General features: G+C 38.0%; 18 protein-coding genes and 1 riboswitch. Of the genes, 10 read left to right on the top strand and 8 right to left on the bottom strand.

Translation table 11 applies throughout. The features are described 5' to 3' along the window. Positions 1-37: 37 nt before the first annotated feature. Positions 38-1,273 (top strand): arginine deiminase, encoded by a 1,236-nt coding sequence (arcA, locus tag NRE15_RS08200; protein WP_313792407.1) that lies wholly within the window; start codon positions 38-40, stop codon positions 1,271-1,273. A gap of 67 nt (positions 1,274-1,340) precedes the next feature. On the opposite strand, the gene tyrS is transcribed toward arcA, so the two are convergent. After that, the gene (gene tyrS, locus NRE15_RS08195) at positions 1,341-2,612 is read right to left on the bottom strand and encodes a tyrosine--tRNA ligase (RefSeq protein ID WP_313792406.1); all 1,272 of its coding nucleotides are present in this window, start codon (positions 2,610-2,612) and stop codon (positions 1,341-1,343) included. A 354-nt stretch (positions 2,613-2,966) separates the two neighbouring features. Here tyrS and NRE15_RS08190 point away from each other — a divergent pair, with 354 nt between their 5' ends. Then, positions 2,967-4,517: a C40 family peptidase gene (locus tag NRE15_RS08190; protein ID WP_313792405.1), complete on the top strand. Its 1,551-nt coding sequence runs from the start codon at positions 2,967-2,969 to the stop codon at positions 4,515-4,517. A gap of 317 nt (positions 4,518-4,834) precedes the next feature. Next, positions 4,835-6,472, top strand: a complete 1,638-nt coding sequence (locus NRE15_RS08185; RefSeq protein ID WP_313792404.1) for a metallophosphoesterase — start codon at positions 4,835-4,837, stop codon at positions 6,470-6,472. Positions 6,473-6,584: 112 nt separating this feature from the next. Here the strand turns inward: NRE15_RS08185 and NRE15_RS08180 are convergent, their stop codons facing one another. From NRE15_RS08180 to NRE15_RS08165, 4 genes are all read right to left on the bottom strand, one after another. Continuing rightward, positions 6,585-6,953 (bottom strand): hypothetical protein, encoded by a 369-nt coding sequence (locus NRE15_RS08180; RefSeq protein WP_313792403.1) that lies wholly within the window; start codon positions 6,951-6,953, stop codon positions 6,585-6,587. A 286-nt stretch (positions 6,954-7,239) separates the two neighbouring features. Further along, a complete protein-coding gene (locus NRE15_RS08175) occupies positions 7,240-7,989 on the bottom strand; it encodes an alpha/beta hydrolase (protein WP_313792402.1) in 750 nt (249 codons plus the stop codon). 118 nt (positions 7,990-8,107) lie between these two features. Beyond that, positions 8,108-8,785, bottom strand: coding sequence for a metal-dependent hydrolase (locus NRE15_RS08170; protein WP_313792401.1), 678 nt, complete (start codon positions 8,783-8,785; stop codon positions 8,108-8,110). Positions 8,786-8,811: 26 nt separating this feature from the next. Continuing rightward, positions 8,812-9,324, bottom strand: a complete 513-nt coding sequence (locus NRE15_RS08165; RefSeq protein WP_313792400.1) for a type 1 glutamine amidotransferase domain-containing protein — start codon at positions 9,322-9,324, stop codon at positions 8,812-8,814. A 339-nt stretch (positions 9,325-9,663) separates the two neighbouring features. Between NRE15_RS08165 and NRE15_RS08160 the strand changes: the two genes are divergently transcribed. After that, positions 9,664-12,258, top strand: coding sequence for a vitamin B12-dependent ribonucleotide reductase (locus NRE15_RS08160; protein ID WP_390887121.1), 2,595 nt, complete (start codon positions 9,664-9,666; stop codon positions 12,256-12,258). A gap of 72 nt (positions 12,259-12,330) precedes the next feature. Here the strand turns inward: NRE15_RS08160 and NRE15_RS08155 are convergent, their stop codons facing one another. Together NRE15_RS08155 and NRE15_RS08150 are read right to left on the bottom strand one after the other, a co-directional pair. Next, positions 12,331-12,867 carry an ECF transporter S component gene (locus tag NRE15_RS08155; RefSeq protein ID WP_313792399.1) on the bottom strand — a complete coding sequence of 179 codons (537 nt, stop codon included), beginning with the start codon at positions 12,865-12,867 and terminating at the stop codon, positions 12,331-12,333. Next, the gene (locus tag NRE15_RS08150) at positions 12,860-13,273 is read right to left on the bottom strand and encodes a DUF4430 domain-containing protein (RefSeq protein WP_313792398.1); all 414 of its coding nucleotides are present in this window, start codon (positions 13,271-13,273) and stop codon (positions 12,860-12,862) included. Before NRE15_RS08150 ends, NRE15_RS08155 begins: the two co-directional genes overlap by 8 nt. Before the next feature lie 53 nt (positions 13,274-13,326). Beyond that, positions 13,327-13,470, bottom strand: a riboswitch (adenosylcobalamin (AdoCbl) riboswitch). Positions 13,471-13,624: 154 nt separating this feature from the next. Here NRE15_RS08150 and metG point away from each other — a divergent pair. From metG to NRE15_RS08120, 6 genes are all read left to right on the top strand, one after another. Then, positions 13,625-15,655, top strand: coding sequence for a methionine--tRNA ligase (metG, locus tag NRE15_RS08145; RefSeq protein WP_313792397.1), 2,031 nt, complete (start codon positions 13,625-13,627; stop codon positions 15,653-15,655). 214 nt (positions 15,656-15,869) lie between these two features. Next, positions 15,870-16,523: a hypothetical protein gene (locus NRE15_RS08140; protein WP_313792396.1), complete on the top strand. Its 654-nt coding sequence runs from the start codon at positions 15,870-15,872 to the stop codon at positions 16,521-16,523. A 25-nt stretch (positions 16,524-16,548) separates the two neighbouring features. Beyond that, positions 16,549-17,331 (top strand): TatD family hydrolase, encoded by a 783-nt coding sequence (locus NRE15_RS08135; RefSeq protein WP_313792395.1) that lies wholly within the window; start codon positions 16,549-16,551, stop codon positions 17,329-17,331. Between the two features lie 4 nt (positions 17,332-17,335). Beyond that, positions 17,336-17,920, top strand: coding sequence for a ribonuclease M5 (gene rnmV, locus NRE15_RS08130; protein WP_313792394.1), 585 nt, complete (start codon positions 17,336-17,338; stop codon positions 17,918-17,920). Next, positions 17,913-18,785 carry a 16S rRNA (adenine(1518)-N(6)/adenine(1519)-N(6))-dimethyltransferase RsmA gene (gene rsmA, locus NRE15_RS08125; protein ID WP_313792393.1) on the top strand — a complete coding sequence of 291 codons (873 nt, stop codon included), beginning with the start codon at positions 17,913-17,915 and terminating at the stop codon, positions 18,783-18,785. The genes rnmV and rsmA overlap by 8 nt, the downstream gene beginning before the upstream one ends. Before the next feature lie 109 nt (positions 18,786-18,894). Beyond that, positions 18,895-19,128: a Veg family protein gene (locus NRE15_RS08120; RefSeq protein WP_313792392.1), complete on the top strand. Its 234-nt coding sequence runs from the start codon at positions 18,895-18,897 to the stop codon at positions 19,126-19,128. A gap of 90 nt (positions 19,129-19,218) precedes the next feature. On the opposite strand, the gene NRE15_RS08115 is transcribed toward NRE15_RS08120, so the two are convergent. Further along, positions 19,219-20,187, bottom strand: a complete 969-nt coding sequence (locus tag NRE15_RS08115) for an L-lactate dehydrogenase (RefSeq protein WP_313792391.1) — start codon at positions 20,185-20,187, stop codon at positions 19,219-19,221. Positions 20,188-20,428: the final 241 nt, after the last annotated feature.

The following is a 20,428-nucleotide window of genomic DNA, read 5'->3' as shown; positions in this document are numbered from 1 at the left end:
TGTTACAATGGATGTATTAAGTGGGAGAAAGGAAGAGATGATGTTACAACGACAAGAAATGCCGATTCAAGTTTTTTCTGAAATCAGTCGCCTAAAACGTGTGATTTTACATCGACCTGGAAAAGAATTAGAAAATCTAATTCCAATGAATTTAGAAAGACTGCTTTTTGATGATATTCCCTATTTGGAAGCCGCCCAAGCAGAGCACGATGCTTTTGCACGCGTATTGAACGAGAATGATGTTGAGGTCTTATACCTTGAACAATTGGTAGCTCAAGCCATTGATGATGCGCAAGTAAAGGAAGCTTTCATTGATGAATGGTTAAGCGAATCTGGGCTAGAGCCAGGTAGTCATTACGCAAAAGTTAAAGAATACTTAATGGCCTACGAGGATACTTTTGAGATGGTTTTAAAAACGATGGCAGGTTTTACGAAAGCAGAGATTAAAGTTCCTCATGGGAATACACTTTTGGACAACATCAATAAAGATTATCCCCTATTAATTGACCCGATGCCTAGCTTGTATTTCACCCGGGATCCCTTTGCGACCATCGGAAATGGGGTAGCTTTGAATTATATGTATTCTGAAACAAGAAACAGGGAAACGATTTATGGAAAATATTTATTCGAGCACCACCCGGCCTTCAATAATCAAAAAGTCCCCCTGTATTATTTCCGGAATGAATCGACCTATATTGAAGGTGGCGACATACTTGTTTTATCAAAAGATGTTTTAGGCATTGGCATTTCACAACGAACCGATGCGCGTTCCATTGAAAAAATTGCCCGTAATGTCTTTAAGGATACATCTTATCAGCAAGTTTTAGCGTTTATGATAGGCAGCAACCGGAAGTTTATGCATCTTGATACAGTCTTCACCATGATTGACCATGATAAGTTTCTTATTCATCCTGAAATTGAAGACTATTTAAAAGTTTTTGCTATTACAGAAGACGGTCGCGGTGGTATCCGTTTGGAAGAAAAAATGGAATCATTAGAGCATATTTTAGAAGAAGCTCTCAAGCTTGAGAATGTTCAACTTATTCGTTGTGGTGGGGATGATCCAGTAGTATCTGCTAGAGAACAATGGAATGATGGGGCAAATGCCTTAGCCTTAGCACCTGGTGAATTAATTGTTTATGATCGGAACATTGTGACGAATCAACTGCTAGAAGATGCAGGTATAAAACTACACAAAATTAAAGGGAGCGAATTAGTTCGAGGACGTGGCGGTCCACGCTGTATGTCCATGCCAATTTATCGTGAACGATAAGCACTACACAAAAAAGGAGCAACTCGGAATAATCCATTCCCGTTGCTCCTTAAAATGTATAACTAAATTATTCAGCCTCAAATGTGACTAAGTAATAATTTTTCTTGCCACGACGGACAATCAAATATTTTTCGCCAATGGCTAAATCGGGGCTAACTTCAAAATCAACATCCGTGACTTTTTCGCCATTGAGCGTAATGGCACCATTTGAAATAAATTCGCGTGATTGTCGGCGAGATTCAATTAAACCGATATCTACCAACCAGACGGCTAAAGAAGCTTTTTCTCTAGGGGCAGAGAAGTGAGGCATATTTTTAAAACCTTCTTCAATTTGCGTCGCAGACAAGTTATTGACTTCACCGGTAAATAAAGCCTCAGTAATTTGCAAAGCCTCATTCAATGCGTCATCACCGTGAACAAAGCGTGTAACTTCTTCAGCTAAGGTCTTTTGAGCTCGACGTAAATGTGGTTGCTCCGCAACTTCTTTTTCGAGATCCTCAATTTCTTCACGTGATAAAAAGGTAAAGTATTTAATGAATTTAATGACATCTTCATCAGCTTGGTTTAACCAAAACTGGTAAAATTCATAAGGCGTTGTTTTTTCAGGGTCTAACCAAATGGCGCCTTCTGCGGATTTACCAAACTTCGTACCATCCGACTTCAACATTAATGGAATCGTCAACCCAAAGGCTTGCACTTCATGACCTTCCATCCGACGAATAAAATCCAATCCCGCCGTAATATTTCCCCATTGATCAGCGCCACCGATTTGTAATTGAACATCCATTTCTTTGTATAAATGATGAAAATCGACTGATTGAAGAATTTGGTAAGTAAATTCAGTAAAAGAAATACCCACTTCTAAACGTGAAGCAACAACATCCTTGCTAAGCATGGTATTAACATTAAAGTGCTTACCATAATCCCGTAAAAAATCTAACAGCGAAATTTTGCTTAACCAATCGTAGTTGTTCACAATTCGAAAACCAGTTTGATCAACATCCCCTTTTAAAAAGAGTTGTTGCATTTGCTTAGTTAATTTATTGGCATTTTCAAAAATGACATCCATTGATTGTAATGAACGTTCACTGGTACGACCACTAGGGTCGCCGATGGACCCAGTTGCACCACCGATAACAATGACAGGATTATGTCCTGCTAATTGAAATCTTTTTAAAAACATAAATGGAATTAAATGGCCGACATGCATAGAATCCGCTGTCGGATCAATACCACAATACAAACCAATCGCCTTTTCACTGACAAATTCTTCTAAGCCCTCAGCATCGGTTTGTTGAAATATGGCACCGCGCCATTCTAAATCTTTAATTATTGACAACCTTGTCACTCCCTACGTGTATTGTTAAACGATACACTGATTATATAGAAAATTCACCCCTAAATCAATTCAAGCTCAAGCTTATCCAAAATCAAATAAATATCACTGCTTCTTCACAAAAAAATCAAATTTTCTTATGAATTAATGATTTTATTTCGGTATTACAACTAAAGTCGTATTTTACAAGATTGTTACAAGTAGTATACGAATTGAATAAAACAGCCAATTGTTAAGCTAAATATGATAATATTCATTCAGGTTAATTTTTAGAACATTTTACTGATAATATATGAATTTTATATGACTAAGCGATATTTATTAAATAAACGAGATAAAATAGGAGAGCAATAAAATATGAAGAAGACTTTTTCGAGAAGATTATTCAAAACTTTATTAACATCAGCAGCCGTTTTAAGTGCCGTTGCTGCTCCAGTTTCTGCTTTAGCACAAGATTATGATTACTTGATTTCAGATTCTGAGATTGCTATTGACACTTTAACTGCTGAACAAACAGCTTTATATGCTGAATTAGCTATGGCGTATGCTGAATTAGATGCTATTCATGTTGAAGCGAATACATTATTAGCTGCTATCGCTGAAGATGACCAATTAATCAGTGAATTAGCTACACAAATCACAAATTTAGAAGATGTTATTGCTAAACGTGAATCATTATTAGCTGATCAAGCACGTGCCGTACAAGTAAATGGTGGTTCATCAAACTACTTAAATGTTATTGCATCTGCAGACTCAGTTAGTGACTTTGTTGGACGTATCGATGTGGTACGTAAAATGGTTTCTAACAACAAAGAATTAATTAACGTACAAAAATCAGATAAAGAAGCTGTAGAAGCTAAAAAAGCTGAAACGGAAGTTGCTAAAAATGAGAAGTTAGACAAAATGGTGTCGCTTGAAGCTTTAAAAGCTGACTTAGAAGCACAAAATGCTAATCACGAAGCTGTTTTTGCTCAATTAACTTCAGACATAACATTAGCCGAAGAAAATCGTCTTGCATTAATTGCAGAAAAAGATGCTTTTGAATTAGCACAAGCACAAGCTGAAGAAGAAGCCGCATTATTAGCTTTACAAGCACAAGCTGAAGCAGATTTACTTGCTCAAGAAGAAGCAGCGATTGAAGTAGCTGCAGCTACAACACCAGCCGTCGATGAAGTACCATACGTCGAAGAAGTTGAAACGGTTGAAGTTATCGAAACACCAACCGTTGTCGAAGAAGTTGTTGAATTTCCAGTTGAAGAACCAATCGTTGAAGTCATCGAAGAACTACCTGTTCAAGAAATTGTTGAAGAACCCGTCGTAGAAGAGCCAGTTTACGAAGAACCTGTCGTAGAAGAGCCAGTTTACGAAGAACCTGTCGTAGAAGAGCCAGTCTACGAAGAACCCGTAGTGGAAGAGCCAGTTTATGAAGAGCCTGTCGTAGAAGAGCCAGTTTACGAAGAGCCTGTCGTAGAAGAGCCAGTTTACGAAGAACCAGTCTATGAAGAGCCAGTTTACGAAGAACCAGTCTATGAAGAGCCTGTAGTTGGTGGAAGCCAATATGGTAGTGTTGTTGGAGTAGCTGCTCAATATCTTGGAACACCCTATGTGTGGGGTGGAAAAACACCTTCAGGATTCGACTGTTCAGGTTTTGTACAATACGTTTACCGCGAAGCATTCGGCATGGAAATTGGTGGATGGACGGGAGCGCAAGAATCATCAGGTACGATGATTAGTGTTGGTGAAGCTCAAGCAGGAGATTTATATTTCTGGGGTAGTCCAGGAGGTACATGGCACGTTGCAATTGCTACTGGAGGCGGAAGCTTCATCCATGCATCACAACCAGGAACACCATTAGAATATAACCACATTAACAACTTTACTCCAAGCTTTGCCTTAAGAGTATATTAAAAATTAAATGAGTCAAAAAGAGGAGCTGATGCTCCTCTTTTTTATTTGGATCAATTGGTATTAGAATTTTTGGGATTTTACAACTTTACCTTATATTTACATTAATTTAACAATTCAATCGATTCTATCCAAAAGTTTACGTTATATTTACCTGAAATTGATATTATTTGGCTACAATGTCCATATAGGTGTTTTATGGATGCCTAAAAAAATTTGTGGAGGGACAAAATGACACTGACTAAAAAGCGACGACACTTTTTGCCTCGTTATTATTAGCAACTCAATTACTGTCACCTGTATCGACTCTAGCCCAAGAGATGGAATTATCTGAGGAAAAACCAGCTGTAGCTGAGATTTTACCTAACAATGTGCCTAATCGACTTATTGTATCTTTCAATGGGGATACGCAAACACAAATGGGATTCAATTGGTATACGACAGATTTAGCTGAAGATGCAACTGTATGGGTTGGAACTTCAGAAGACTTAAGTGATGCTGTAGAATTTGCCGCTGAAGCAACTGAAGTGACTTCAAGTTATGGGGAACGTGATGAAAATGGCTTCTTTATTTTCGCTGATGTTGCCTATGATGAAGAAGGCGAAGTTGTTTTAGATGAAGAGGGTAATCCAACCATTAATGGCTACTATACTGACGAGAATATTACAACCGACAATGCAGCATGGATGTATGGAAATGTTGGTTCAATGGATCTAGTGGATGTTACTGAATACGCATATAAAGCCATTGCTACAGAATTATCGCCTAATACCACTTATTATTATCAAGTAGGTAGTGCAGAAGGTGAACGTAGTGAAATTGGTACGTTTACGACTTCAGGTGAAGCAGGTGAAGCTTTTACGTTTGCGCACTATACTGACACACAAAATGCTTATTGGAATGAACATGTGCGTAATGAAGCTGCATTTGGTGCGGATACGATTGAAAAAGCACTTGAAACAGTAGAAGCAAATTTTGTCTTACATACAGGTGATTTCGTTGAAGTGGCTGAAGTTGAAGATGAGTGGATTGATATTATGGAACAATCACGCGATTCCTTCTTACAAGTGCCATTAGCCGTTGCACCAGGAAATCATGATGAGTATGCTTTAGTTTATGGCGATCCGCAAGTAGAAACTAAATTTAACGAACATATCAATGTGCCGGCAGCAAATGATGCTATTACAGGTGGTTCTTACTATTCTTATGATTACAATGGTGTTCACTTTGTCGTTGGAAACACCAATGATAATAAATCAAATGGGGAAGCTTTAGGTGAAGAACAGTTAGCTTGGATACGTGAAGACGTTGAAAATGCACGCGCTAATGGTGCTGAATGGGTGATTTTAGCTTACCATAAACCGATTTTCTCTAAATCTTACCACTCTCTACAAGATAGTGATGTGCAAGCTGTACGTGAAAAATTCATGGAACAAATTGATGATTTAGATATTGATTTAGCCTTACAAGGTCACGATCATGTTATCTCAGCCACATACCCATTATTATTCGTTCCAACCGATGAAAACTTCTCAAATGGTGTGTTAGAAGATGTAGAAACAACTGAGGTTGATGGTGTAACATACTATAATAACCCAGAAGGAACGGTCTTCTTATTACCAAATACGGGTGGAACGAAAGAATATGATGATATTTATAGTAAAGGTTTAGAACATATGATATCTGTACGCCCAAGATTAGATTGGATGACGCAAGAAGATGTCGATTACTATAATGCTCTATTCGCCTATGGAAACCAACCACAAACATCGGATGCTTTCGAAACATCGCATTCAAACAACCGTGATTCAGCTATTCAAAACTTTGCTGTTTATACTATTGAAGGTAATGAATTATTAGTTGAATTGTATCAAATTGAAGGTGAGTTGCTCGAAGGTGAAGAAAGAACCGTTGAAATGGTTTATTCATTTGGTATAACAAAAGATGCTGCTGAGTAGTTAAGTATACAATAGACCGAATATTATCTTAAAGTAGGCAACTACGGTAAGATAATATTCGCTTCTTTAGTTGTCTTAAACCGTCCGTCAAAAGTCATCAGTACGACAAAAGCTAATCGCTTACATGTTTAAAAACATTGATCACAAAAGCTAAAACACCGACTAATACAGCAAGTCCTCCTATCATGGCAATGGGTACACCTATCTCGAAGCGTTCAAGACCAATCAAGGCCATTCCAGCCGTTAAAAAAGGTGTCCCTAGAATCAATCCCCAAAAGTGTACTAAACTTAGTTTTCCATGACTTAAAGCGGGATAGGCTTTGTAAATTAACCCGGATAAAGCCAGTGAAACCCATCCTAGCAAGTTTATATGTGCGTGTGCGTGACCTAATTCAAACTGCTCGACAGCTCCCATATACAAACCCAGTCCAACACCAATAATAAAATAAACAACTGCCATCTTAATGAAATTGGCACTCATTGTTGTCAACCTCCAGTTTCAATTGAACTCTAATAATTAGCAACTTTGCTAGGAAACAACCCATAGAAACGTCTGTTATTTCAATTTAAGCATACGTCGTGCACTTAAGAGCGTCAAGTTTTAATGCGACCAAACCAATAACTTTGTGAATTATTAAGAAACGTCTTTTTATCTCCATGGGTATGGTTATGACAGATGTTTTTGTAGACTGGCTAAAGAACAAAAAACCGAATATTATCTTAAAGTAGCTAACTAGTCTAAGATAATATTCGGTTTTTGTATGTTTTTAGACGGTCCAAGCAAGTTTATCTAAAAAACGAATGACGGATTCTTGAAAACGTTTATACTCTTTTCCGATTGTGATAACGTGGGTGCTTTCGGGGAAGGATTCAAACGTAACTGGGGCGTTGACTAATGCGTTTTTTAAATCGACCATTGCTTGTGGATGAATTAACTCATCTTTTTGTGATTGCGCAATATAGAAAGGCAGTGTGATTTTATCTAAATTTTCACGGACACCATGACTAAACTGTTTGATGTCATCAAGTTGTTTAACAATCCCAATTTTAATGGCTTCCATTTCATTTTCAATTTCTTCCGTAGATAACCCTTTATCTCTTTTTTGTTTTTCAGCAATTTTTAAAAAATAACGATGAACACGACTGCCTTCACCACTCGCTTCGGTAACGGGCGAATTAAATACCCCAGCACCAATGGTTGTTAAGTGATCGATGGTAGCTCGTGTAGCTAACGTTCCGCCTAGTGATAGGCCAAGAATAGCAATTTCTTGAAACCCTTCTTCATGTAGAAAGGCAACAGCCTCTTTGACAGAAGCATACCATTCAGTCGGGCTTGAGGCTAACACGTCTTCTACGCGATCAGTCCCATGGCCGGATAAATTATAACTATAAACAGTGTAATTGGCTTTTTGAAGGGCACGGGCTGTGCGGCGGATATCAGCAACACTACCGGTATAAGCGTGTAATAACAATACTGCTCGACGGCCTTCTTTAAAATAAATTTCAGTATGTGACATTTGGATCTCCTTTGAAATAGTGTATAAACCATTAGTTGTTATTCTAACATAAGCGATAATTTATTAGAAGAACAGACCGCTTCTGTGTAAAGTTACATAAAAGCAGTCTGTTTTATTTCTAGTTAAAATTAACTTTATCCCCAGGCTCCAGTATTTGACAATCGATCGAATCATCAATGATTGCTTTAAAACGATTTGGATCTTGTTGGATGGGTGGGAAGGTATTGTAATGGACTGGAACGACAATGGAAGGTTTTACTAATTCATTTGTCGCATATGCTGCATCCTCAATGCCCATCGTGTAATGATCACCAATGGGAATAAATAACACATCGATAGGACCATTACGGTCTGCAATTAATTTCATATCACTAAATAACCAAGTATCGCCCGTGTGATAAATCGTTTTTCCACCGATTTTCAATATCATACCCGTCGCCACACCCATATAAAACACTTGGCCGTTTTCTTGGTAACTAGAGCTATGATGGGCGGGTACAAACTTCAACTCGCCAAAAGCATAGTGTCCACTACCACCGATTGATTCGATACCTTTTGCTGCGACAAAATTAGCCACCTCATTAGGGGCAATAACGGTGGCATTACAGCGTTTCGCAATTGAAATGGTATCTCCAAAATGATCATTATGGCCATGAGTTAATAATATAAAATCCACGTCTACATCATTGGCTTCCAAATCGCTGAGTTCATTCCCTGTGATAAAAGGATCGATAATTATACGAAGGCCATCGTGTTCAATATAAACACAAGATTGGCCGTGAAAACTTATTTCCATAAAAAAGCTCCTTTTCTTAAATGTTTTTATTTAAGGGCGTTGACAATGGCCGCATTAAAAGCGGGCAAATCTTCTGGTGTACGACTTGATATGAGGCCAGTAGGATCAATCACAACGGCTTCATCAAAGAAATTGGCACCAGCATTTTTAACGTCGATCGCCACTTGCTTAACCGCCGTTATGTTGCGACCGCTTAAAACACCAGCGTTAACGAGTAATTGAGGGCCATGGCAAATTGAGAAAATAGGTTTTTGGTGTAAGGCAAAATGGCGGGTGAAATCTAAAAAACGATCATCTTTACGCAATTGGTCCGGTGAATAGCCACCAGGGATGAGTAAGGCGTCGAAATCAGCTGGATTAACCTCATCAATAGCTTTTTCAATTGTAACACGAGCTTGACCTTTCTTACCTTCGATGATTTCGCCAGCGTTAAAACCGATTGTTATCACTTCATGTCCTGCTGCAACTAATGCTTCTTTAGGAGAAGTAAATTCAACATCTTCAAATAGTTTTGTTATAACCGTTGCTACTTTAGCCATCAAAAAACCTCCTGTTTTTTTGTTACTTTTAGTATAGGATAACGAGTCTTATCGTGCAATGAATATGCTTTTTAAAACTAAATATAAATAAATAAACAAATCAATAAAATAACAAATACTGATAGGTAATAATTTCCGCATGAATTCTAATCAAAATTTAAGGATTGCTGCTTAAGTTTGATATATAAGTATTTTAAACTAGAAAAGTAGTTTAGATCCATTGTTTTTACTGCCTAGATTCGTTATACTTACTAAGACACAATATGTAGGGTTTTTTAAGGAAAATAAAACTATATGTTGCGAACCCTTTTTAATGAGTATTTTTTAGGAGGACATATAATGGAATTGAAAACCAATAAAATCATGGATTGGAATAAAAACCAATTAAACGAAGCGATTAAAGCATTCCCCCAGGTGCACCCGATTGAGGATGATATGCATATCACCCATAGTGGTATTTCGCGAATGGTCATGTTAGATCGGTATGCCTTCAAAGATACAGCTAAAACCACTTTAGAAGCTGGTGATTTAGTTGTTTTGACCGTAAAAAATGACTCGCAATACCCAGCACGTGGTGTAGGTATTGTCCAAGCCATTGATGAAAATCGAGTGACCATTTGGGTTGAAGAAGCTTATAGAAGTTCATTGGAAGACCCTATCGAGATTGAAAGCGGCATCGTTGTGCGTGATATTGAAACGATTGATAAACCGCTCGAGGTATACTATGAACAAATCGCTAAACGAAACGCAAGAGGATTAGCGGAGATTGAAGAAGATGAGGAGCAACAACAAACAGCCTTTAATGCTTTCTATGAAGAACTGTCAGCCATGAATTTTGTACCTGCTGGTCGCGTTTTGTATGGTGCGGGTTCAAAGACGGATGTAACGTATTTTAATTGCTATGTCATGCCCTTGGTTCCTGATTCAAGAGGTGGTATTTCTGATCATCGTAAAGAAGTGATGGAAATCATGAGCCGAGGGGGTGGCGTTGGTACGAATGGTTCAACCTTAAGACCACGTAATACTTTAGCACGTGGAGTGAACGGGAAATCTTCAGGGTCCGTATCTTGGTTGAATGATATTGCACAGTTAACACATTTGGTTGAACAAGGTGGATCACGCCGAGGAGCACAAATGATTATGTTGGCTGATTGGCATCCTGATATTATCGAATTCATTATATCTAAAATGCAAAATCCACGCATTTTACGCTTTTTAATCGAACAATCCGACGATGAACAAATTATTCGTTTAGCAGAAGAAAAGTTAAAATTCACACCTCTTTCAGCAACGGAACAAGATATGTATGAAAATATTGTACGCTATAAAGAGATTCCCGGATATGGTGGTTTTGGAGATTCTGTGATTGAAAATGCACAGCAAAAATTGAAAGATGGAGGCACCTACTCCGTTAACAATCCAGAATTTTTAACAGGTGCAAACATTTCAATTACATTAACAAACGATTTTATGGCAGCCGTTGAAGCGGATGCTGATTGGGAATTACGCTTCCCGGCTGTTGAAACATACACAGAAGCTGAAATGGCTGCCTATAATGCAGAATGGCCAGAAGTTGGTGATGTGCGTGAATGGGAAGCCAAAGGATACGGTATCCGTGTCTATCGCAGTATTAAAGCACGTGAACTGTGGAAGTTAATCAATATTTGTGCGACATATTCAGCGGAGCCTGGTGTCTTCTTTATTGATAATGCCAATAACGATACAAATGCTAAAGCTTACGGACAAAAAGTTGTTGCAACCAATCCTTGTGGCGAACAGCCTTTAGCACCATATTCAGTTTGTAACTTAGCTGCCATTAATTTGGCTGAAATGGTAAATAAAGAAAGCCATACAGTTGATTACGCTAAATTAAAACAAACCGTTCGTACGGGTGTAAGAATGCAGGATAATGTTATTGATGCTACGCCTTACTTTTTAGAGGCAAATCGTAAACAAGCCCTGGGTGAACGTCGGATTGGTTTAGGCGTTATGGGGTTAGCCGATTTACTCATCTATACACAACATCGTTATGGATCGCCAGAAGGCAATAAAGTCGTTGATAAGGTGTTTGAAACGATTGCAGTAACAGCTTATGAAACTTCCATTGAACTAGCTAAAGAACGCGGCAGTTTCCCTTTCTTAGTCGGAGATAATGAAGCGGAAACGCAAAAATTACGTGAACGCTTTATTAATACGGGTTATGTCAGTCGGATGCCGGAACATGTTCGTCAAGGTATTCTTGAACATGGTATCCGTAATTCGCATCTACTAACTGTAGCGCCAACCGGTAGTACAGGAACGATGGTCGGTGTATCTACAGGGCTAGAACCATACTTTGCCTTTAAATATTTCCGCAGTGGTAGACTTGGGAAATTTATTGAAGTGAATTCCCAAATTGTTCAAGAATATTTGGATCATCATCCAGAAGCAGATGCGGATCATTTACCGGATTATTTTGTGTCAGCGATGGAATTGACTCCTGAGGAACATGTGGATGTGCAAACAACTATTCAACGTTGGGTAGATAGCTCAATTTCTAAAACGGTCAATGCACCAAAAGGATATTCTGTGAGCCAAGTTGCAAAAATTTATGAACGTTTGTTTAAAGGTGGGGCAAAAGGCGGGACCGTTTATGTTGATGGATCACGTGATTCGCAAGTACTTACTTTAGAAGCCGAAGAAAATGAACAAGATAATACGATTACTTTGTTTGAGATGGAAGATGCCCGCATTGTGGATGATTCAGAAGAATTACGCCAATTAGTGGAAAAAGCGCATTCTGAGCACTATTTGCAACAAGGGCATACGGATGATGTTGTTTATGGATCCGAAGTTGGTGACACCTGCCCGATTTGTCGTATGGGAGTTGTGGAGGATATTGGTGGTTGCAATACCTGTACAAATTGTCATGCACAGTTGCGGTGTGGATTGTAAATTAATCTAAATAAACATGCCAAACGCGTTTAGATAAAGGCTATCTAAGCGGGTTTGGCATGTTTTGTTTTGCTAAACATTTTTGGGATAGTATTTCTTGATTAAGGGGGATAGGACAGGCTCAAGTAATAGATAAAAAATAAAGTTACCGATAGCGTGTGCTAAATCAAAAGGCAGTCCGCGTATGTAATAGGCCCAAAAATGATTGATACCATACATTTTAACGCTAATAACAGAGATGATAAAACCATATAGAAGGCCTATCAGGAAAGCATAAAAAGCGAAAAAGATTCGGTTATATTTATTTGAAGGGATATAAAAGCGTTTAATAAATACCCCTGTAAAAGCAATCAGTAAGGCATAGGAAACAACTTGTGCTAATGTCCATGGTCCCATACCTAATAAGGTGTTTGATAAGATAATTGATAGAACCGCCACAATCAACCCGTCTAGGGTATGAGTGGTTAAGGTAATAATCAAAATAATGACCGTTACAGGCTGTACATTGGGAATGAATTGGAAAAGGATCCGGCCAACATAGGCTAGTGAAACGAAAATAGCCAAGAGGGCGATTCGCTTTACGTTAAATTGCGGACGCCAATTACTCAAAACCAGCCAAACTCCAATCAACGACATCGCCTTCAGCCAGTTCTAACTCACCAGCACCCACTTCGGCCATTTCGCCATTGATATCAAAAAGCCAATATTTACTATCTGCTTCGTTTTGTTCATAACCATCGATGGAAGTGATAAAGCCGTTGTCATCGACAATATCAAAGTTTGCTTGCATAACATCTAATAAGATAGCGCCATCTTCAGTTTGGAATTCATGGGTCTCCTCAATTTCTTCATCAGGAATAAAAAGGTTGATTGTCACGGTAATTTCTGCGACTTCATCTCCGACGCTGACAGATGCGACACTTTCTTCAAGGGATTCAACGTCGTTCTCAACGGTCGTTGTATCGCAAGCAGCTAATACTAAGAAACTACTAAATAACAATGCATATTTTTTCATGTTTTTCCTCTTTTCTAATAATAAAAAAACTAGGCACTGAGGCCTAGTTAAATATCGTGTGACATTTTGCCTCGAAACATTCACAGTCCAATATATTTATTTAAAGACCTGACTCCAGTATAACTACTGATTACAGTGGCGGGACTGTATTGGGATTTAACCAAATTTCCATAAATAACTATATGCTTAAATTTTATTTACTTTAATCATAGATAAAATTCATAAGACATGCAAGTGGAAAAGAGTGAACGATTTAGAAAAAGCCATATAATCCTGTTTATTAAGACAAGAAATCTAGCTAGCTCTGTGCTATAATGGGAAAAGCAATCAACAATTAGGAGGCACTCATTCGTGACGAATCAAACAAATAAAAAAACCTATTATATTTCCACCCCCATTTATTATCCGAGTGGAAAACTACATATTGGTAACACCTATTCGACTGTTTTATCTGATGCTATTGCGCGTTATAAACGCCTAATGGGTTATGATGTCTATTTCAATACCGGAACAGACGAACATGGTCAAAAAATTGAACAAGCTGCTGAAAAATTGCATATGGATCCAAAAACCTATGTTGATGGTATGGCGGATAGTATTAAGGAATTATATCAATTAATGGATATTTCCTATGATCATTTTATTCGTACGACGGATGCTTCGCATGAAAAAGCCATCCAGGATATTTTTGAACAATTGTTAGAACAAGGCGATATTTATTTAGGAGAATATTCGGGTTGGTATTCTGTCAGTGATGAGGAGTACTTTACTGAAAGTCAAATGGCTGAGGTTTACCGGGATGAAGCGGGTAATATGACAGGTGGTATAGCACCAACCGGCAATGAGGTGCAATGGGTAAAAGAAGAATCTTATTTCTTTAGAATGAGCCACTATGCGGATCGTTTGTTGAAATATTATGAAGAGCACCCTGATTTTATCGTACCTGAGTTTAGAAAAACTGAAATGGTTAATAATTTTATTAAACCTGGTTTAGAAGATTTGGCGGTTTCGCGAACCACTTTTTCATGGGGAATTCCGGTAAAATCTAATCCAAAACATGTCGTGTATGTTTGGATTGATGCCTTAGCTAACTATATTACAACCTTAGGTTATGGATCTGATAACACAGAAAACTTTGAAAAATTCTGGCCTAATGACTTAAATGTTATCGGTAAAGATATTACACGTTTCCATACCATTTATTGGCCAACCATTTTAATGGCATTAGATTTGCCGTTGCCAAAACAAATCTTATCGCATGGTTGGTTAGTAATGAAAGATGGGAAAATGTCTAAATCGAAAGGCAACGCTGTTTATCCAGAAGTGTTAATTGAACGCTATGGTTTAGATGCAACCCGTTACTACTTATTAAGTGAAATGTCGCAAGGCAATGACAATACCTTTACCCCGGAAGATTTTGTTAAACGAACAAATACAGATTTAGCCAATGATTTGGGCAATCTCTTAAATAGAACCATTGCAATGATGAACAAGTATTTTGCAGGTAAGGTACCTACTCATCGCGATGAGCATGAAGCCACAGTGGTGGATTCAGAATATGAAGCCTTTATTACAGAACATATACAAGCTTACCATCAAGGTTTTGATGACTTAAAAATCGCTACTTCTATCGAACACGTCATGACCATTGTTTCACGTGCCAATAAATACATCGACGAAACAACACCGTGGGTATTGGCTAAAAATGAAGCCGATACAGGAAAATTAAAATCCGTCATGTATCACTTAGCTGAAACCTTAAGAATTGTAGCGCACTTATTACGTCCGTTTTTAACGCAAGCACCAACGCAAATCTTTACTCAATTGGGTATGCCTGATCAAATGGATTTGACGATTGAAGCGTTAGCCTGGGGGCAAATGCCTGCCGATGTGACAGTTATTGAAAAAGGTGTACCAATTTTCCCTCGATTCGATGTTGAACAAGAAGTCGCTTATATTTCTGAACACATGTCAGGAAAGGTTAGTTCATCAACGGATGAAGTAGTCGATGACTGGGATCCGGCAAAGGTTGAGTTAGTCTATGAAGAAACTGAAAGTGTGGAATTTGAACAGTTTGCTCAAGTCGAAATGAAAGTCGCAGAAGTAATTGATGTTGAGCCGGTTGAAGGTTCTAATAAATTATTGAAATTTAGATTAGATGCTGGTGACAAAGGTCATCGTCAAATCTTATCGGGTATTGCCAAGTTTTATCCTAACTATCAAGAACTTATGGGTAAAAAATTATGTATTGTGGCTAATTTGAAACCACGCAAAATGATGGGGCATCTGAGTCAAGGTATGATTTTATCAGCCGAAAAGGATGGTCAATTAAGCTTAATTTTTGCACCAGCCGATATGCCAAATGGGGCTTTGTTAGGTTAGCATAATAATGATCGCTCCTAAAATCCGAATGTTCAGTCGCTATTGATTGGACGTTCGGATTATTTGTAACTATCCCTACCTTTCACAAACTACTGCTTGAAAGCTTTTAGTGGCAATTTTCATAAAAGACGCATAAAATAAAAATAAGCACACACCATGTGGCAGCTTTGGCTGGACATGCATTACTATCTACGAGTCTAAAGGAGTGATTGTTATGAAAAAAGTGTCTATGTTAATTTTATTTAGTCTTTTCATTTTGTTAGCTGGATGTAGCCATCGGGTAGAAGAGATTGAAGTGAGTGTCAGTGATGAACAAATTCACCAACAACGTCGCGAGCGCTTGGATGAGTTAGAAGCTAAGTATGGTGAACGTGCTAATTTAAATGATATTAAAGATCAAGAAGAGCGAACGGAATACACCTCACTGGTTGCTTACTTTTTAACTTATATGACGCGTCCAAACAATGTTACAGGAAAAGTTAACGTGACTGACAATACGCTATCCGTCTTAGGTGAAACCGTCACTTATGAAGTCATTGATAACGAAATTCAATTTTCGGATACAAATAATTTTCCCATTACGTTAAGTTCGATGCAACAAATGGTTAAAAACGCTGAATGTCAAGCGCGAACAAGTAATAGCGAACGCCAATCATTTATTATTAGGACTTTGTGGATGCCGATTCTATTAATTGGATGGGGAATATTTATTATCAGTGATGTTAGACGTGCATGGCAATTAACTGAAGGAATCATGTTTAAAAATGTTGAACCTTCTGAATTTGGTTTGTTTAGGGTTGGTTTTGGTGGCGTCGTGAGTATTATCATTGGATTTGTTTTAATTTATATGATTTGGACACGCCCATAGTTTTGCTGAATGAAGGAGAATAATAGTGAAGTTATTTGATACACACACACATTTAAATGCCGATCAATTTGATGGTATTGAAGATCAAATTATCCAACAAGCCGTGGATAACGACGTTCATTATATGGCCGTGGTTGGTTTTGACTATCCAACCATACAAAAGACCTTAGCTTATAGCCGGGATGACAAAAATATAATTAGTGTCGTCGGCTGTCATCCCACAGAATCCAATCAGTTTGATGCCAACTTTGAAAGACAATTACATACGTGGCTTGAACTACCTAACGTCTATATGTTAGGTGAAATTGGCCTGGATTATTATTGGGATACGGCTCCAAAAGACGTTCAAGAACGTGCCTTCCGCCGGCAAATTAATATCGCTAAAGAACACAATTTACCCATCACTATCCATAATCGCGATGCAACCCAAGATGTCTATCGTATTTTAAAAGATGAAGGTGTCCCTCAAGCCGGTGGTATTATGCATAGTTTTGGTGAAGGACCCAAAGAAGTTGAGCGCTTTTTAGATTTAGGTATGCATATTTCTTTTTCGGGTGTTTTAACTTTTAAGAAAAGTGATCATGTTAGACAGGCAGCGAAGTTAGTTCCCTTGGATAAATTGTTAATCGAAACAGATGCCCCCTACCTAGCGCCTGAACCCAAGCGTGGCAAACGTAATGAACCTGCCTATGTACGCTATGTCGCTGAACGCTTAGCACAAGTTAAGGAATTAACCCTAGAAGAGCTTGCTAACATCACAACAACTAATGCCTTTAATCTATTTAACTGGCATCCAGAACAGGACTAACCTTATGGAAAAAAATCAAATACATATCCCCAGAGAAGTGATTGTCGTTGAAGGGCGTGATGACAGCAAGCGCTTGATGGAAGTTTTCGGACCTAAAGTAAAACTGATTGAAACAGGTGGTTCTGCTATTAATGCCGCCACCCTTGAACGAATCAAGCAAGCAGCTGAACAATTTGGTGTCATCGTCTTTACGGATCCAGATGTGCAGGGACAGCGTATTCGACAAATCATTACACAAAATGTCCCAACAGCTAAACAAGCCTACTTAAGTCGACAAGATGCGCGTGGGAAGTCGTATGTAGGTAGTTTAGGGGTAGAGCATGCTAGTAAGGAAAGTATTCTTAAAGCTTTAGAAGAGCTTGCAACCCCAGCTAGCGAAAACCTACAAAGAGAATTATCAACCCAAGAGCTTATGCAATTAGGCTTGACCAACCATCCTTTAGCAGGTGTAAGGCGTAAGGCTGTCGCTGAGCGATTTCATTTAGGGCATGTTAATGCAAAGCAACTTCAAAAGCAATTAGCTTTGTATCAAGTGGATTATGCGGAATTGTTTGAATTTATAGAGGAGTTGAATCATAAGAGTGAATGAATTTAGACCGATTGCCAATCCAACACGAACGGCAGAAATAATGAAGCAGTACGATATTAAAATGAAAAAGAGTTTAGGTCAAAATTTCCTTGTTGAACCGCAAATTTTAAGTAAAATGGTGGATGTTAGCCAAATAAATGAATGGACAACCGTTATTGAAATTGGTCCAGGTATTGGTGCGTTAACCGAATTTTTAGCTAGAAAAGCCAAACGCGTGCTAGCTTTCGAAATTGATCAACGCTTTGTTGAAATTTTAGCATCAACCTTACAGGACTACGATAATGTAGAGGTGTTTCATCAGGATATTTTAAAAGTGGAGTGGGACGCCGAACCATTTGTTAGCTTAAAAGATGAGGAAGAACTGGTTGTGGTTGCCAATTTGCCTTACTATATTACGACGCCGATTATTATGAATTTGATTGAAAGTCAGCTTCCGTTTAAAAGATTGGTTATGTTAATGCAAAAAGAAGTGGCTGAACGTATGACAGCCGCTGTAGGCACCAAAGCGTATAATTCACTGACAATTGCGATTAACTATCAAATGGACGCGAAAATGGCCTTTATCGTTCCCAAAAACGTCTTTATTCCTAAACCGAATGTTGATTCTGCGGTTTTAATTTTGGAAAGAAGAGAACAACCACGTGTCAAAGTAGATGATAGTCTAGCCTTTCAAGAATTTGTCCAAGCAGCTTTTACGCAAAGACGTAAAACGATTTGGAATAATTTGCGTCATTATTATATCAATTCGGGGGAGGAAGACCAACTCGCTAAGTGGTTTGAAGCTGCCCAAATTGATCCGCAAAGACGCTCAGAAACCCTTTCGATAGAAGAATTTGCCACTTTATATAACGAAATCACCGTGTAAAATAAAAAAATGATTAGAAATTACTTTATGGCTTGCTCAATAACTCTATTCATGTTATCCTTGTAATTTTTATGAAATTATGTTATACTAGTAAGTAAGAGGTGAGGGCATGCCAAAAGATTTGGTTGAAATTAAAACTTATCTAGATGATAAAGTTGGTCAAGAAATCGTGGTTACTGTTCAAATGGGTCGCAAAAAGAGAAAAGAAAGACGGGGTATTTTAGAAGAGACATACCGCTCAGTTTTTGTTGTCGCACTAGATCAAGATGAGAATTCATTTGATCGTGCTTCTTATAGTTATCGTGATATTTTAACAAACGCTATCGAATTGCAATTTATCTAATTTATTATTCCAAATCATATAAAATACGACAGATTTTATCCGAAATAAAATCTGTCGTGTTTTTGTGATTAAAATGGATTAAATGATGCGTTATGCTTCAAGACTAGCCATACCTGAATTTAAAACTTGTTTGAGCGTTTGTGCGGAGTGATGCATTTTAGCTTGTTCTTGCTCATTTAGCGGAATTTCAATTACAGCTTCGATACCATTACGGCCTACGACAGCAGGTGCGCCGATATAGATATCTTCTTCACCATATTGCCCGTCAAGATAGACTGATAGAGGAAAAATGGATTGTGTATCAGCTAAGATAGCGTGGCAAATACGGGCTAAAGCAACAGCTATACCATAATAGGTTGCCCCTTTTTTATCAATGATTTCATAGGCTAAGTCTCTAACCTTAAAGAAAATATTGACTAAGGCTTCTTCGTCCGTTCCGGGATTGTCTTTAATCCATTCATAAATTTGTAAGCCACCAATATTAGCGTGTGACCAAACGGGAAATTCTGTGTCTCCGTGTTCGCCTAAAATGTAGGAGTGAACATTTCGAGCATCCACGTTGACTATTTGAGCAATTTCTTGACGGAAGCGAGCGGTATCTAAAGATGTTCCTGAACCAATAACGCGTTCCTTTGGAAAACCGCTAAATTTCCATGTAGCATAGGTTAAAATATCTACTGGATTGGTTGCAATTAAGAAAATACCATCGAAACCAGAATCAACTACCTTTGAGACGATATCTTTAAAAATACGTAGGTTCTTATTAACTAAATCTAGACGTGTTTCACCTGGTTTTTGTGCGGCACCAGCAGTAATGACAACAATATCTGCATCATGGCAGTCATTGTAATTAGCTGAATAAATATGTTTAGGATTTGTAAAAGCTAGCGCTGAAGATAAATCTAAAGCATCCCCAATGGTTTTATTTGTATCGATATCGATGATTCCTATTTCGCGACCAATATCCTGTGTGACTAAAGTGAATGCAAAACTTGACCCAACTGCACCATCTCCGATGATGATGATTTTGTTTTTGGAACTGTGCTTTCTGCTTTCCATGCCATCACTCCTATTAATTTATAGGCAAAGTATACCATATAATTTGTGAAAAATAAAGTATATATTAAAACTGTTAAATTTTACTGTTTCATTATTAATATCGGGTTTAATGATAATTTGTATAACAGTTTTAAATTATCTATGAAACAGATTGCTTACATCTTCACATATAGAAAGCATCTAGTTGCGGTTATTCCTATCGTCAAAGGCGTATTAGGCTCGTTTGATTTGTTTATCAATA

It is taken from the genome of Fundicoccus culcitae, from assembly GCF_024661895.1.
Taxonomy (GTDB): domain Bacteria; phylum Bacillota; class Bacilli; order Lactobacillales; family Aerococcaceae; genus Fundicoccus_A; species Fundicoccus_A culcitae.
This window is presented reverse-complemented; position numbering and strand designations above follow the sequence as displayed.

Coding starts and splice junctions, on each gene's coding strand:
- arcA (WP_313792407.1), top strand. CDS start 38: ATGATGTTACAACGACAAGAAATGCCGATTCAAGTTTTTTCTGAAATC.
- NRE15_RS08190 (WP_313792405.1), top strand. CDS start 2,967: ATGAAGAAGACTTTTTCGAGAAGATTATTCAAAACTTTATTAACATCA.
- NRE15_RS08185 (WP_313792404.1), top strand. CDS start 4,835: ATGGAATTATCTGAGGAAAAACCAGCTGTAGCTGAGATTTTACCTAAC.
- NRE15_RS08180 (WP_313792403.1), bottom strand. CDS start 6,953: ATGAGTGCCAATTTCATTAAGATGGCAGTTGTTTATTTTATTATTGGT.
- NRE15_RS08175 (WP_313792402.1), bottom strand. CDS start 7,989: ATGTCACATACTGAAATTTATTTTAAAGAAGGCCGTCGAGCAGTATTG.
- NRE15_RS08170 (WP_313792401.1), bottom strand. CDS start 8,785: ATGGAAATAAGTTTTCACGGCCAATCTTGTGTTTATATTGAACACGAT.
- NRE15_RS08165 (WP_313792400.1), bottom strand. CDS start 9,324: ATGGCTAAAGTAGCAACGGTTATAACAAAACTATTTGAAGATGTTGAA.
- NRE15_RS08160 (WP_390887121.1), top strand. CDS start 9,664: ATGGAATTGAAAACCAATAAAATCATGGATTGGAATAAAAACCAATTA.
- NRE15_RS08150 (WP_313792398.1), bottom strand. CDS start 13,273: ATGAAAAAATATGCATTGTTATTTAGTAGTTTCTTAGTATTAGCTGCT.
- NRE15_RS08140 (WP_313792396.1), top strand. CDS start 15,870: ATGAAAAAAGTGTCTATGTTAATTTTATTTAGTCTTTTCATTTTGTTA.
- rnmV (WP_313792394.1), top strand. CDS start 17,336: ATGGAAAAAAATCAAATACATATCCCCAGAGAAGTGATTGTCGTTGAA.
- NRE15_RS08120 (WP_313792392.1), top strand. CDS start 18,895: ATGCCAAAAGATTTGGTTGAAATTAAAACTTATCTAGATGATAAAGTT.
- NRE15_RS08115 (WP_313792391.1), bottom strand. CDS start 20,187: ATGGAAAGCAGAAAGCACAGTTCCAAAAACAAAATCATCATCATCGGA.